Source organism: Agrobacterium tumefaciens (genome assembly GCF_005221325.1).
Lineage (GTDB): Bacteria > Pseudomonadota > Alphaproteobacteria > Rhizobiales > Rhizobiaceae > Agrobacterium.
Map to the genome: position 1 here is coordinate 1,662,635 of NZ_CP039888.1, position 13,573 is coordinate 1,676,207.

Below are 13,573 nucleotides of genomic sequence, written 5' to 3' on the forward strand. Positions count from 1 at the left end.
TCGGGCAGATCAAACCTCCTCCCCTCCGGCCGTTTTTCACGCCTCCCATGCCGGGAGGGTCTTTTATTGCGCGGACGGCTCATCACCGTCCGTAGGCAAATTCAGCTTCTGCGGCGGCGCAATGTTTCAGCACCCACGGCCAGCACGATGACCACACCGATAATGACCTGCTGGAGAAAGGGAGAAACATTGAGCAGGTTGAGGCCGTTGCGCAGCACACCGATGATCAGAACGCCGATGAGCGTTCCGCCGATGCCGCCTGCACCGCCCGAAAGCGAGGTTCCACCGATGACGACGGCTGCAATCGTATCCAGCTCGTAACCGAAGCCGCTGGACGGCTGCACCGAGTCGAGACGCGCCGCCAGCACAATGCCCGCCAGACCGGCAAGAACTGCACAGGCGACATAAACGCAGATCGTCACCAGTGGCACGTTGATGCCGGCAAGACGCGCCACTTCAGGGTTACCGCCAACAGCATAGACGGTACGGCCCTCCGAGCGGAAACGCAGGAAAAGCCACGTCACCAGAACCACCACGAGCATCAGCAGCACGGTTGCCGTCAACACGCCGAAATGGCGCTCAATCGCCAGCATCATGAACCAGTCAGGGAAACCGACGATCTGCTGGCCGTCCGTGATCATGTTGGCGAGACCGCGCGCCACAGACATCATCGCAAGCGTGGCAATGAAGGCCGGCACCCGGAAAGCCGTGACGAGAATACCGACCACAAGGCCGCAGGCGGCAGACGCAACAAGCGCCAGCACGATCGCCATTCCCATTGGCATTCCCGCGACATTGGCAGTCCAGCCCATGATCATCATCGACAGCGCCAGCACCGAACCGACAGAAAGGTCGATGCCGCCGAGCAGGATCACGAAAGTCATGCCAACGGCCATGATGCCGAGAACGGTGATCTGGTCGAGAATGTTGAGCCCGTTTCGAAGCGACAGGAAGTTCTCGCTGGCGAAAGTCAGAAACACGCAGAGCAGCAGCAGGCCCAAAAGAGGCCCGGTCGCGCCGCTCAGCCAGGCAAGCGGGCTCCTGGTGTTCGTGACCCCCTCATTGCGTTCAAGCGCGGACATGGCTCCTCCCGATGACTGTCTTGCATTTTTTAAACCGATTAGAATAATTATTCATCATCGGTGAAACATGCATAAGCCAGTTAAGAGAACCTTGTCAATAGGGCGCTGACGCCAGACAGAGACGACAGGGCCATAAACAATCCGCAATTTCATCTTGACAGAAACGCCATGTCTGCAATTATATAAACAGCTGTATAAATATTCACACGCATGTTTTGAAGAGGATCCCATGCAGCCCACAGAGCTAGAGCGCATTGCGCGCCAGATTCGCCTTCGCGACGTACAGGCTGTTTTCGAAGCCGGCGCCGGCCATGTCGGCGGCGAAATGTCCGCTATCGACATCATGACGGCCCTTTATTTCCGCGTATTGCGCATCTGGCCGGATGATCCCAGGAACCCTGCCCGCGACCGTTTCGTGCTTTCGAAGGGCCATACGGCCTGCGCGCTTTACGTGACGCTGGCCAAACGCGGTTTCATTCCGGAAGAGGAAATCTCCACCTTCCTGCAGCCGAATTCGCGCCTCAACGGCCATCCGAACTGTAACAAGGTGCCTGGCGTCGAAACCAATACCGGCCCGCTCGGCCACGGATTGCCCGTCGCCGTCGGCATGGCCACGGCGGCCAAGCTTTCGGGCGCGGACTACCACACCTATGTGATGACCGGCGACGGCGAGATGCAGGAAGGCTCCAACTGGGAAGCCATTATGTCCGCCGCGCAGTTCAAGCTGAACAATCTGACCCTGATCATCGACCACAACCGTTTCCAGCAGGGCGCCGCCCTTGCCGACACCAACGATGTCGCGCCGCTTCGCCCCAAGCTTGAGGCTTTCGGCTGGGAAGTCAGCGAAATCAACGGCAACGCCATGGCGGAAGTTGTTCCGGCGCTGGAGCATCGCGGCAACCGTCCGCACTGCATCGTCGCCCACACCAACAAGGGTCACGGCATTTCCTTCATGCAGGACCGCGTCGATTGGCACCATAAGGTTCCGAGCAAAGAACAATATGAAATTGCCGTCAAAGAACTTTCGGAGGCATTGTGATGAACGCGCCCGTAACCGCCGCCAAACTTTATGACTGCCGCGATGCCTTCGCCGAAACGCTGGAAGCACTCGCCGCCGCCAACGACAAGGTCGTCGCCGTCTGCAACGATTCGGTCGGCTCCTCCAAGCTCGGCGGCTTCAAGTCGAAATTCCCCGAGCGGCTTGTCAATGTCGGCATCGCCGAACAGAACATGGTCGGCGTCGGCGCAGGCCTCGCCAATGGCGGGCAGCTGCCCTTCGTCTGTGGCGCATCCTGCTTCCTCACCGGCCGCGCACTGGAACAGATCAAGGCCGACCTTGCCTATTCCAACGCCAATGTGAAACTGATCGGCATCTCCTCGGGCATGGCCTATGGCGAATTGGGACCGACGCATCACTCCATCGAGGACTTCGCCTGGACCCGCGTTCTGCCGAACCTGCCGGTCATCGCCCCCTGCGACCGCATCGAAACGGCAGCAGCCGTCAAATGGGCGGCCGAATATGCCGGCCCCTGCTTCCTGCGCCTGTCGCGCGTTGGCGTGCCGGATCTTCTGCCGGAAGGCCATGTCTTCGAACTCGGCCGCGCCAATCTTCTGCGCGAAGGTTCCGACGTAACGCTGATCGCCAACGGCACGCTGACCCACCGCATCGTCAAGGCTGCCGACATCCTGTTGAGCCGTGGCGTCAAGGCGCGGGTGCTGAACATGGCGACCGTGCGTCCCATTGACGAGGCGGCCATTGTCGCCGCAGCCAAGGAAACTGGCGCGATCCTCACGGCCGAAGAACATTCGATCTTCGGCGGCCTCGGCTCGGCCGTCGCCGAAGTCGTGGTCGATCATTCCCCCGTGCCGATGAAGCGCCTCGGCGTTCCCGGTGTCTTCGCCCATACCGGTTCGGCCGAATGGCTGCTCGATGAATTCGGCATGACGCCCGTGGCCATTGCGGACGCGGCTGAAGCACTGATCAAGAGAAAATAAGGTCTCCTCCCAGGGTCGTCGCGTGTCTTCGGATGCGCGGCGACTTCTTTTAGTACGCACGCACCTTCTTAAACAAAGAACACCGTGTGAAAATGACCGCCGCAGACGAGAGAACACAGTGATGCGCGCTATTCTGTCCATCGATCAGGGCACCACCAATTCCAAGGCCATTCTCGTTTCGGAAACCGGAGAATTGCTGGCGCGCGGATCGTCGCCGGTCGGTATCACCTATCCTCAGCCCGGCTGGGTGGAACAGGAGCCGAACCGCATCTGGGCCTCGGTCCGCGAAGCGATTTCCGCCTGCCTGTCAGCCGCGCCCTCTGACATCGACGTTGCCGCCATCGCCATTTCCAACCAGCGCGAATCCGTGACGATCTGGGACGGCGAGACCGGCGAGCCGCTTGGCCCGGTGCTCAGCTGGCAATGCCGCCGCACCGCACAGGACTGCGCCGACCTGATCCAGAAGGGACATTCCGAGCGCGTCATGGCGCTGACCGGCCTGCCCATCGATCCGATGTTCCCCGGCGCGAAAATGCGCTGGTTGCTAGAGCGCGCGCCGAAAGGCCGAAAGCTTCGCCTCGGCACCATCGATAGCTGGCTCATCCATTGCTTCACCGGCGGCAAGGTTCATGCCTGCGATGTCTCCAATGCCGCCCGCAGCCAGGTGCTCGATCTCAACCGGCAAGTCTGGAGCGATGAGCTTTGTGACCTCTTCGGTATCGATATCAACGCCTTGCCTGATCTGCGCGACAGCAGCGGCGATTTCGGCACGACATCAGGCGTTCCCGGCATCAAGGACGGCACGCCGATCCTTGCCGCCATCGGCGACAGCCACGCCGCCCTCTTCGGCCACGGCGCTTTTAACCCCGGCGACGGCAAGGTGACTTTCGGCACCGGCTCGTCCGTGATGACGACGCTTCCGCATTTCATCGCGCCGGAACGCGGCATCACCACGACGGTCGCCTGGCGGCTGGGCGGTAAACCAACCTTCGCTTTCGAGGGCAATATCCTCGTTTCCGCTGCTTCGCTGCCATGGATGACGGAAATCCTTGGCCTGCCGGATGTCGCAGCCCTGGTGGAGCTTGCCGCCACGGCCGAGCCGGATGGCCCCGGTTTCGTGCCGGCCTTTGTCGGCCTCGGTGCGCCCTATTGGGATACCACTGCCCGCGCGCTGTTTTCGCAGATCAATTTCAGCACCACCCGCGCCCAAATGGCCCGCGCCGTGACCGATTCCATCGCCTTTCAGGTCCATGACGTCTTCGCCGCCATGCGTGCGCAGTCGCCTTCCGACTTCGGACGTCTGTTCGTGGATGGCGGACCCAGCCAGAGTAGTTTCCTGATGCAATGTGTAGCGGACACGCTGAAACACCCCGTCATCCAGCGCGATGCACCGGAAGCCTCGGCGCTCGGCGCTGCCTATCTGGCCGGCCTCGCACTCGGTCTCTGGAGCGATCTCGACGCCATCGCGGCGCTGAATAACCAGGGCAATGCCATCGCGCCTTCGGCCGGTGATGGCGGCCAGCGGCTCAGCATCTGGCGCGACGCGATTGCCCGCTCGACCTTGCCTGTAACCTCGGGTAATGGTGAATAAAAATTCACCCTGGAGGGCTTATGGGCAGGCTAAACGAACTTCGGATGATATCCCGCGTGGCGCAGATGTATTTCAGCGAGCACAAACGGCAGGCGGAAATCGCGCAGCATCTCAACCTGTCGCAGGCCACCGTTTCACGCATGTTGAAGCGTGCCGAGGCGGAAGGCATCGTCCGCACCAGCATCATTCCGCCGCCCGGCACCTATAGCGATCTGGAAGCGCAGTTGCGCGAACGTTTCGACCTGCCGGAAGCCATCGTCGTTGATTGCAGCGAGGATCGCGATGGCGCGATCATGGCCCGCATCGGCGAAGCAGCGGCGCATTTTCTTGAGGTGACGCTGTCGCAGAACGAGATCATCGGCGTCTCCAGCTGGAGCCAGACGATCTTCAAGATGGTGGAAAACATCCACCCGCTGAAGGGCGCCAAGGCGCGCTATATCGTCCAGACACTGGGCGGCATGGGCGATCCTTCCGTGCAGACGCATGCGACCCAGATCACTACCCGGCTGGCGCGGTTGACAGAGGCCGAACCGAAGCTGCTACCGGTGCCGGGCGTCGCCACCTCGCGGGAAGCCAAGCTCTTGATGCTCGCCGATCCCTTCGTGCGCGAAACCATCGATCTCTTCGGGTCGATCACGCTCGCCATCGTCGGCGTCGGCGCGGTCGAGCCATCGGAACTTCTCGCCCGTTCCGGCAATATCTTTTCCGCCAAGGAATTGGCCGATCTCGCCCAGGCGGGCGCCGTGGGCGACATCTCGCTCCGGTTCTTCGACAGGCAAGGCAGACCGGTCAAAACGCCGCTCGATGACCGGGTCATCGGCCTGCCGCTGGAAAATCTCTCCAATGTCGACCGCGTCATTGCGCTGGCCGGCGGCTCGAAGAAAACCGAGGCGATTGCCGGTGCCTTGAGAACCGGTGTGATCGATGTGCTCGTCACCGATAAATTCACCGCCGAACGACTGGTCGGCCAGGAAACATAGCCAAAATCCCATAAAGGAGGAGACATGAGGCGCTTTGAAGGTCAATCCGTATTCGTGACCGGAGGCAACAAGGGCATCGGTTACGGCATCGCTCGCCGTTTTGCCGAGGAAGGCGCGAAAGTCGCCATCGCCTCTATCGACAAGGACACCCATGACGCCGCCAAAAAATTGGCAGACGAAACCGGCACCGTCACCCATGGCGTCATCCTCGACGTGCGCGACGCGGCAGCGGTGCGCGACGCCTATGGCGCAGCCGAAGAGGCGATCGGCCCGCTTTCCATCTCCGTCCAGAATGCCGGCGTCATCACCATTTCCAAGATCGAGGAACTGACGCAGGAACAGTGGGATTTTAATCTCGACGTCAATACCAAGGGTGCGTTCCTCTGCTGCCAGGAGGCGATCCGCCGCTTCCGTGCCAGCGGCACCAAGGGCCGCCTCGTCAACACCGCCTCTGGACAGGCGCGGCAGGGTTTTATCTATACCCCGCATTATGCCGCTTCCAAATTCGGCGTTATCGGCCTGACGCAAAGCCTTGCCAAGGAGCTTGCACCTGAGGGTATCACAGTCAACGCCATTTGCCCCGGCATCATCCATACCGAAATGTGGGACTATAACGACCGCGTCTGGGGCCAGATGCTCGGTGAATACAAGCCCGGCGAACTGATGGCCGAATGGGTGCGCAACATCCCCATGCGTCGCGCCGGAACGCCGGCGGAAGTGGCGGCACTGGTGGCATTTCTGGCCTCCGACGATGCGGCCTATATCACCGGCCAGACGATCAATGTCGATGGCGGCCTGATCATGTCTTGAGGGGCTGCCAAGCCTCTCCTTCTCCCTCCCCGGGCTTGTCCCGAGGATCCAAACACGTTCAATTAAATCAATCGGTTGCAGATCCTCGGGACAAGCCCGAGGACGACGTCCCATATGAGGGGACCGCTGTGCTCGCTGGCGTTCCGCACCATCAGTTGCGCAGCTTGTAACCGGTCTTGAACATCCAGCCCAGCACACCGAGACACAGCGCCAGAAACAGCGTGATCATCGCCAGACTGATAACGGGATTGACGTCGGCTATCTCGTAAAAACTCCAGCGGAAACCGCTGATGAGATAAAGCACTGGATTGAAGTGGCTGACCGTCTGCCAGAAGGGCGGCAGCATGTCGATGGAATAGAAGCTGCCGCCAAGGAAGGTCAGCGGCGGCACCACCAGCATGGGAATGAGGTTCAACTGCTCGAAATTCGTCGCCCAGATGCCGATGATGAAACCGAACAGGCTGAAACTGACAGCCGTCAGCACGAAGAACAGGACCATCATGAACGGGTGGGCGATGGTGATATCCACGAAGAACGACGCCGTTATCAGGATGATCGTGCCGATCATCAGCCCCTTGGTCGCCGCCGCGCCGACATAACCCGCGACGATTTCCGTCATCGACACGGGCGCGGACAATATCTCGTAGACCGTGCCGGTGAATTTGGGGAAATAGATGCCAAAGGATCCGTTGCTGATACATTGCGTCAGAAGCGTCAGCATGATGAGGCCGGGCGTAATGAACGCACCGTAGGAAACCCCGCCAACCTCCTGAATCCGCGAACCTATCGCCGTTCCGAACACGATGAAATAAAGCGAGGTTGAAATGACGGGCGAAACCACGCTCTGCAACAGGGTGCGGCGAGTGCGCGCCATTTCGAACAGGTAGATGGACTTGATGGCTTCGAAATTCATTTCTGGCCTCCCACCAGCGAAACGAAGATATCCTCGAGCGAGCTTTGCCGCGTCGAAATATCCTTGAAATGGATGTTGGCGGCGGAAAGAGCGCCCAGAAGATCGGCGATGCGTCCCTGCTCGCCATTCCCCTCGATTTCATAGGTGAGCGTGCTGCGGTCCTCCGAAAGCGTCAGGGCAAAGGGCGCGAGGCTGTCAGGCAGTTGCTCCACCGGCTGCGCCAGCTCGAGGAAAAGCTGCTTGCGGCCGAGCTTCTTCATCAGCGCCGTCTTTTCTTCCACCAACAGCAATTCGCCGCCATTGATGACACCCACCCGGTCGGCGATTTCTTCCGCCTCCTCGATGTAATGCGTGGTGAGGATGATGGTGACACCTTTGGCGCGCAGCTCGGAAACGACATTCCACATGTCACGACGTAGCGCCACATCCACGCCGGCGGTCGGCTCGTCGAGGAAGAGCACCTTCGGCTCATGCGCAAGCGCCTTGGCGATCAGCACGCGACGCTTCATGCCGCCGGAAAGTTCGCGCAGCATATTGTCCTTCTTGTCCCACAAGGACAGGGACTTCAGAATGCTTTCAATCAGTTCCGGGTTCTTCTTCTGCCCGTGTAGGCCACGCGAGAAACTGACCGTATTCCACACGGTCTCGAACATGTCCGTTGTCAGTTCCTGAGGCACGAGCCCGATAAGTGCGCGGGTCTGCCGGAAATCCTTCACCACATTGTGGCCGCCGACAAGCACCAAACCTTCACTCGGATTGACGAGACCGCAGACAATGGAAATCAGCGTCGTCTTGCCGGCGCCGTTCGGGCCGAGAAGCGCGAGGATTTCCCCCTCTTTGATATCAAGGCTGACACCTTTGAGCGCCTGAAAGCCATTTGCGTAGGATTTTGTCAGATTCCGTATCGAAACAATGGCATTCATGACGAACTCTTTTGGAAATCGAGTGAGATGAACGCCATATAGGCCGCAGAGGTTGCAAAAGCCAGCCCGGAGGACTGAACACTGCGTTCGGCACAGACGGAAAATCAGCCGTAGACGCTATAGAAAAACTGCACGGCGACGAAGACCAGAAACACGCCGAAGGCCCGCTCCAGCTGCTTTTTGCTGAGCGCATGGGCAAGCCGCGCGCCATAGGGAGCGACGAGAAGCGTGATGGGGATGAGCAGAACCACGGCGATCCAGTTGATGAAACCGGTCGAAAACGGCGGCAGGCCCGCATCGCCCCAGCCGGCCCAGATATAACCCAGAAGACCCGGCAGCGAGATCAGCACACCGACGCCGGACGAAGTGGCGACTGCCTGATGGATCGTTCGTCCGTAAAGCGTCATGAAGGTATTGTTCATCACCCCGCCACCCACGCCCATCAGGCCGGACAGAAGACCGATGCCCGTGCCGACCAGAAAACGGGCCGGGTTTTTCGGCAGGTCGGAGCCGAGTTGCCAGCTCGCCCGGTTGACGATCATCCGGAAGGCGAGCGCAAGTGCGATGAAGGCGAAGATCAGCCGCAACGCGACGCTGGAAGCATAGGCGGCCACGACGGATGCGAGGATGGTGCCGAGCGGAACGGCGACGATCCAGCCCTTCAGCAGATCGATATCGACCGCACCCTTCTGGCGATGCGTCAGAAACGAACGGATGGAGGTCGGCACGATGATGGCAAGCGAAGTGCCGAGTGAAAGATGCATGCGCACCGCCTCCGGCACGTCCAGAAGCCCGAAGACATGATAGAAGACCGGCACGAGCACCGCGCCGCCGCCAATGCCGAACAATCCCGCCAGAAGTCCGGCCACCACACCCGCTGCCGCAAGTGCGGCGGCAAAGACCATTATCTCTGAAACAGGGGGCATGAAAGCGGGCTCCCGGGCACCGTTGTCACAAACATGTGACGCTCATAGCGTATCAGAAAAGCGCGGCAAGCCATGTTGGCCGCAGGTCAGTACGGCGCGATGTCTTTTGCCGCATATCCGCGCCGGATGGACCACTCCGTGGGATCGTTTTCCCATTGCATGCCCTTGCAAAGACGCCGATATCCCCCGATAAGGCAGTCTTCTTCACCGGCCTTCGGGCCGGTCTTTTTTTGCAGTAATAACTCGCGATCCGACGAATTGAGTTTTGGACGCAAGCCCCCATCACTTCCGTCATTCCGGCCTTGAGCCGGAATCCAGTCAGCGCAAGTCTTTGCGCTGGGAGGACTCTTTTCGCCGCGCAGACGCGCGTCGGCTGGATACCGGCTCAAGGCTGGCATGACGGGAAGCTGCAGGCGTAAGGCACCACAACAAATGCCGAAAATACAGCGCGACTGTCATCGAGCAAGCCTCACCCTGTTCTCCACCGACACCCCTAGTCGCAATGCCTGTAACCCGACTTGCGGGTGCGCAGATCGAAGTGAAAATGGTTCCAGTGGTTGGGATCGCTGCCCGGCCCGAGAACGGTGGAGAAATATTTGCAGCTGTCGGACCTCACCGCCTTCAGCAGCGCCTTTTCGCGGAAGGCGAAGAAGCTCTTGCTGCGGACGTCGATTTCCTTGCCGCTCTTCAACGTGATGGTGCCGATATCGATGGCATTGCCGCGGGCGTGTTCGGACCAGGGATTGCTGGAACGCGAATTCATCTTGCGGCAGGAATAACCGCCCATCGGCGTGATGCGGCCGACGCCGGAGAGATAGCGGAAGCGCGAGGACGGTACGAGTTCGAACTTCACCCATTTGGCGAAGGCAAGTGTGACCTGACAATTGAGCTTCACCGCCGGGCGAATGGCGACGCCGCTGGCAAGCCCGCTGAGTTCGATCGGGTAATCGATGCCGCAGGTCGGGCCATCGGCAATACGCGCAACGTCCCGGAAGGCGACACCGAGGCGGCGCAATTCGCTGCGGCAGGCAACTTCGGAGGATGGCATGACGCCAGGCGGCATCGACCGGTTGCTCTGCATGCCGCCGCCCGCCATCGGATCGTTTGGCATGAGCATGGCGACTTCCTCCACCGGCTGGCGGCGGGAGGAGGAGCTTGACGGTGGCGGCGGTATCAGCCGCGATTGACTGGTGCTCTGTTGCCGGCGAGGAGGAGAGACGGCCACCGGATTGTCGGTGCCGATGCCGTCCACCACAGGCTGCGCCGAAGCGCCTTCGGCAATATCGGCATCCTGTTCTTCGGCAAGTCCACGAACCGGCTCCACGCCCAGCATGGAATCCATATTCACGCCGCCCTCACCTTCGGCGTTCTGGTTGCTGGCCATCTGCTGCCCGGACGTGGTCTGGGATTGCATAGTCTGGCTCTGCATGGTCTGCGCCGGTGCGATAGTCTGACCGCTGGCCGCCATGCGCGCCTGATGCTGGGATTCGAGTGTCGAATAACCCTGCGCTCCCTGCGGCGATTGCAGCAGCGGATCCTGCGAGGCGTAAGGCTCCGGCATCGGCTGCGATATGGCGGAGGGATAGTCGGCACCCTGCCCGGCTCGTTCGACCTGATTGACCGCGCCTGCCGGCGCGCTGTAGCCCTGCTGCCGCGACGAGCGGATGGCGCTGACGCGCGTGGTGCCGTCCACTTCCGCCGGAGGCACGAGACCCTCCGCAGAACACGACACCATGACCGTGGAAATCATCAGCAACGTCACAAGACGACGCGGAAGGGAAACATACGCCATACGAGAACCTGTACCTTCAGCGGCCGCAATCGCGGCAATACAGGGCAAATTTTAAAGAAATGAGGTAAATGAAACCTTATTGGTTGCGGCAAATAACGAATGGTCCTGTTTCGTACCCCTTCAAACGGAAAGGGCGCCGCCAAAGCCGCGCCCTCCCCGCTATCTCAAACGGAAAAATCAAGCCGCCCGCGAAACCGCGCGCCCCGCACCCTGCGCCAGTTCGAAACGCGAAAGCAGCGACCGCAGCTGCTGACTTTCCTCGGCAAGCGTCTGGCTGGCCGCCGTCGTTTCTTCCACCATGGCGGCGTTCTGCTGGGTCATCTGGTCCATGTGGTTGACGGAGGTGTTGATCTCCTGCAGGCCGGTTGCCTGTTCCCGCGCCGCCGTGGCGATGGAATTCACATGGCCTTCGACGCGGTTGACCAGCGCCACGATCTCGTCCAGCGCATCGCCGGTGGAACGCACGAGTGCGACGCCGCCGCCCACCTCCTCGGCCGAGCGGTTGATAAGGGTCTTGATCTCCTTGGCGGCATTGGCGGAGCGTTGCGCCAGTTCACGCACCTCCTGCGCCACCACGGCAAAACCGCGCCCCGCCTCGCCCGCACGCGCCGCCTCGACACCCGCATTCAGCGCCAGAAGATTGGTCTGGAAAGCGATTTCGTCGATGACTGAGATGATTTGCCCGATGCGTTTCGAGGAATCCTCGATGCGGCCCATGGCATCGACCGCGTTGCGGACGATCTCACCCGAACGGCCGGCGCTGGTTTTCGTGTCCTGCACCATCTGCCGGGCTTCATTGGCCCGTTCGGAGGCGGTGCGCACCGTGGCGGTAATTTCATCGAGAGCGGCAGCCGTCTCTTCCAACGCCGCCGCCTGCTGTTCGGTCCGGCGCGAGAGATTGCCGGTCGCGCCGCTGATGTCGGAGGCGCTGTCATTAACGACGTGGCCAGTTCTCGCAATCGCCTCGATCGCGCCATGCAGCGCACCGACGGCACGATTGAAATCCACACGCAGTTTTTCGTAATCCGCGCCGATATCGGCAAGTTCGACCGTCAGATCGCCATTGGCAAGCGCCTCGAGCGCATGGCCCAGCCGCTCCATGGCGTGCGCCTGCCGCTCGGATGCAGACCGCAGAACCATCTCGTTGCCGTGCCGCGCTTCCTCAAGCGCCCGCTGCTGATCGGCCTCGCGGGCCTGCAGCGCGCTGCGCTCATTGACGCTGTCACGCAGCACCAGAAGCGTCTTGGCAATCGCACCAATCTCGTTGCGGCGGTCGGCAAACTGGATTTCAGCCGCGCCGTCACCATCAGCGATCCGCTTCATGCTCTGGCGGATGAGATCGATCGGCCGTGTCACGCTGCGCACCACGAAGGCGGCGACGGCAACGACCAGAAGGCCCACCACGACACAAAGGCCGCCGTTAAAATACGCCTCACGCCAGAATGTTGCTTCAAGATCATCGACATAAACACCGGTGCCGACAACCCAGCCCCACGGGGCGAAGCCCGCGACATGGGAAAATTTCTCGACCGGTTCCGGCGCACCGGGCTTCGGCCAGTAATAATCGACAAAACCCTGACCGCCCGCCTTCACCGTATTCACGAATTCCACGAACAACGCCTTGCCGTTCGGATCCTTGTTGGCGGTGAGGTCCGTGCCGTTCATTTCAGGCTTGATCGGGTGCATCACCATGGTGGGATGCATGTCGTTGATCCAGAAGTAACCGCTGCCGTTGCCATAACGCATCGCCGCGATCGTTGTCTTCGCCTGCTGCTGGGCCGCTTCCCGCGTCAGGCTTCCGCCCTGCTCCAGCTGGTAATATTGCTTGAGAATGGCGACGGCCGTCTCGTTCATCGCTGCAAGCCCGGCTTTGCGCTCGCGCTCCATCTCGTGATAGCTTTCAAACAGGCTGAATGTGAGAGCCCCGGCCAGTATTGCCAGAAACAATGCGACGAGCGCATAAAGGCGCATAGATATTGTTACGTTTTTCATGGTCCCCCCAACATCGCCGAATGCACTTCGACCAGCCGATGTTAAAGGCAAGACATTTATTATTATTAAATAAGAATGTTATACGATGGTCTTATTCCGGGGCTGGATGAAAACATCATTCCACCATTCCGAATTGCGACAGCAGGCATGAAATTTCAGGCCCACACCTAGCATTTAAAGACAGCGTTAACCGTGCCGCCCTATCCTCTTTGACCGAAATGACTCTACAGGGAGGCGCGCGATGGCCCGGCCGAATTTCCGCTATACGCATTATGACCTGAAGGAATTGCGGGCTGGCACCACGCTTGAAATATCGTTGTCGTCCATTAACAATGTCCGCCTGATGACGGGCGCAAATTTCCAGCGTTTCACCGAATTGCTCGACTTCAAATATCTCGGTGGCGTGGCCAAAAAATCGCCGATCCGCATCGCCGTTCCCGAAACCATGCACTGGCACCTGGTCATCGATGCCGAAGGCCATAGCGGTCTGGCGGAATCATCGGTCAAGATGCTGCCGGCGCAGCCGCAGACAACGCTGCATCGCAAAGCATCCTGATTTCTTTTAAAAA

The 13,573-nt window shown here is 60.2% G+C and carries 12 protein-coding genes; 6 read left to right on the forward strand and 6 right to left on the reverse strand.

All coding sequences use genetic code 11. From position 1 onward, the window contains the following. Nucleotides 1-101: 101 nt before the first annotated feature. Nucleotides 102-1,082: an ABC transporter permease gene (locus CFBP5499_RS08725; protein WP_080824817.1), complete on the reverse strand. Its 981-nt coding sequence runs from the start codon at nt 1,080-1,082 to the stop codon at nt 102-104. Nucleotides 1,083-1,311: 229 nt separating this feature from the next. Between CFBP5499_RS08725 and CFBP5499_RS08730 the strand changes: the two genes are divergently transcribed. The 5 genes from CFBP5499_RS08730 (at nt 1,312) to CFBP5499_RS08750 (ending at nt 6,458) form a co-directional block, all read left to right on the forward strand. Beyond that, nucleotides 1,312-2,121 carry a transketolase gene (locus CFBP5499_RS08730; RefSeq protein ID WP_080824816.1) on the forward strand — a complete coding sequence of 270 codons (810 nt, stop codon included), beginning with the start codon at nt 1,312-1,314 and terminating at the stop codon, nt 2,119-2,121. Next, entirely contained in the window at nt 2,121-3,077 is a 957-nt protein-coding gene (locus CFBP5499_RS08735; protein WP_080824815.1) for a transketolase family protein, read from the forward strand. The genes CFBP5499_RS08730 and CFBP5499_RS08735 overlap by 1 nt, the downstream gene beginning before the upstream one ends. A 121-nt stretch (nt 3,078-3,198) precedes the next feature. Next, nucleotides 3,199-4,668 carry an FGGY family carbohydrate kinase gene (locus CFBP5499_RS08740; RefSeq protein ID WP_080824814.1) on the forward strand — a complete coding sequence of 490 codons (1,470 nt, stop codon included), beginning with the start codon at nt 3,199-3,201 and terminating at the stop codon, nt 4,666-4,668. A gap of 20 nt (nt 4,669-4,688) precedes the next feature. Continuing rightward, nucleotides 4,689-5,648 (forward strand): sugar-binding transcriptional regulator, encoded by a 960-nt coding sequence (locus CFBP5499_RS08745; protein WP_173987186.1) that lies wholly within the window; start codon nt 4,689-4,691, stop codon nt 5,646-5,648. Between the two features lie 24 nt (nt 5,649-5,672). Further along, nucleotides 5,673-6,458 carry an SDR family oxidoreductase gene (locus CFBP5499_RS08750; RefSeq protein ID WP_080824812.1) on the forward strand — a complete coding sequence of 262 codons (786 nt, stop codon included), beginning with the start codon at nt 5,673-5,675 and terminating at the stop codon, nt 6,456-6,458. A gap of 151 nt (nt 6,459-6,609) precedes the next feature. Here the strand turns inward: CFBP5499_RS08750 and CFBP5499_RS08755 are convergent, their stop codons facing one another. The 5 genes from CFBP5499_RS08755 to CFBP5499_RS08780 form a co-directional block, all read right to left on the reverse strand. After that, nucleotides 6,610-7,371 carry an ABC transporter permease gene (locus CFBP5499_RS08755; RefSeq protein WP_080824811.1) on the reverse strand — a complete coding sequence of 254 codons (762 nt, stop codon included), beginning with the start codon at nt 7,369-7,371 and terminating at the stop codon, nt 6,610-6,612. Then, nucleotides 7,368-8,294 (reverse strand): ABC transporter ATP-binding protein, encoded by a 927-nt coding sequence (locus CFBP5499_RS08760; RefSeq protein ID WP_080824810.1) that lies wholly within the window; start codon nt 8,292-8,294, stop codon nt 7,368-7,370. Before CFBP5499_RS08760 ends, CFBP5499_RS08755 begins: the two co-directional genes overlap by 4 nt. A 104-nt stretch (nt 8,295-8,398) precedes the next feature. Then, on the reverse strand, nt 8,399-9,220 hold the full coding sequence (locus CFBP5499_RS08765; RefSeq protein WP_080824809.1) for a sulfite exporter TauE/SafE family protein: 822 nt from the start codon (nt 9,218-9,220) through the stop codon (nt 8,399-8,401). 493 nt (nt 9,221-9,713) lie between these two features. Continuing rightward, nucleotides 9,714-11,012 (reverse strand): extensin family protein, encoded by a 1,299-nt coding sequence (locus CFBP5499_RS08775; protein ID WP_130932426.1) that lies wholly within the window; start codon nt 11,010-11,012, stop codon nt 9,714-9,716. A gap of 177 nt (nt 11,013-11,189) precedes the next feature. After that, nucleotides 11,190-13,004: a methyl-accepting chemotaxis protein gene (locus CFBP5499_RS08780; protein ID WP_080824808.1), complete on the reverse strand. Its 1,815-nt coding sequence runs from the start codon at nt 13,002-13,004 to the stop codon at nt 11,190-11,192. A 241-nt stretch (nt 13,005-13,245) separates the two neighbouring features. Here CFBP5499_RS08780 and CFBP5499_RS08785 point away from each other — a divergent pair, with 241 nt between their 5' ends. Then, nucleotides 13,246-13,560, forward strand: coding sequence for a DUF1883 domain-containing protein (locus CFBP5499_RS08785; protein ID WP_080824807.1), 315 nt, complete (start codon nt 13,246-13,248; stop codon nt 13,558-13,560). The last annotated feature ends 13 nt before the right edge of the window (nt 13,561-13,573 follow it).

Bases quoted from the DNA above. Each gene is read 5' to 3' on its own strand.
- CFBP5499_RS08755 (WP_080824811.1), bottom strand. From the start codon at position 7,371: ATGAATTTCGAAGCCATCAAGTCCATCTACCTGTTCGAAATGGCGCGC.
- CFBP5499_RS08730 (WP_080824816.1), top strand. From the start codon at position 1,312: ATGCAGCCCACAGAGCTAGAGCGCATTGCGCGCCAGATTCGCCTTCGC.
- CFBP5499_RS08760 (WP_080824810.1), bottom strand. From the start codon at position 8,294: ATGAATGCCATTGTTTCGATACGGAATCTGACAAAATCCTACGCAAAT.
- CFBP5499_RS08775 (WP_130932426.1), bottom strand. From the start codon at position 11,012: ATGGCGTATGTTTCCCTTCCGCGTCGTCTTGTGACGTTGCTGATGATT.
- CFBP5499_RS08780 (WP_080824808.1), bottom strand. From the start codon at position 13,004: ATGAAAAACGTAACAATATCTATGCGCCTTTATGCGCTCGTCGCATTG.
- CFBP5499_RS08785 (WP_080824807.1), top strand. From the start codon at position 13,246: ATGGCCCGGCCGAATTTCCGCTATACGCATTATGACCTGAAGGAATTG.
- CFBP5499_RS08740 (WP_080824814.1), top strand. From the start codon at position 3,199: ATGCGCGCTATTCTGTCCATCGATCAGGGCACCACCAATTCCAAGGCC.
- CFBP5499_RS08725 (WP_080824817.1), bottom strand. From the start codon at position 1,082: ATGTCCGCGCTTGAACGCAATGAGGGGGTCACGAACACCAGGAGCCCG.
- CFBP5499_RS08765 (WP_080824809.1), bottom strand. From the start codon at position 9,220: ATGCCCCCTGTTTCAGAGATAATGGTCTTTGCCGCCGCACTTGCGGCA.
- CFBP5499_RS08735 (WP_080824815.1), top strand. From the start codon at position 2,121: ATGAACGCGCCCGTAACCGCCGCCAAACTTTATGACTGCCGCGATGCC.
- CFBP5499_RS08750 (WP_080824812.1), top strand. From the start codon at position 5,673: ATGAGGCGCTTTGAAGGTCAATCCGTATTCGTGACCGGAGGCAACAAG.
- CFBP5499_RS08745 (WP_173987186.1), top strand. From the start codon at position 4,689: ATGGGCAGGCTAAACGAACTTCGGATGATATCCCGCGTGGCGCAGATG.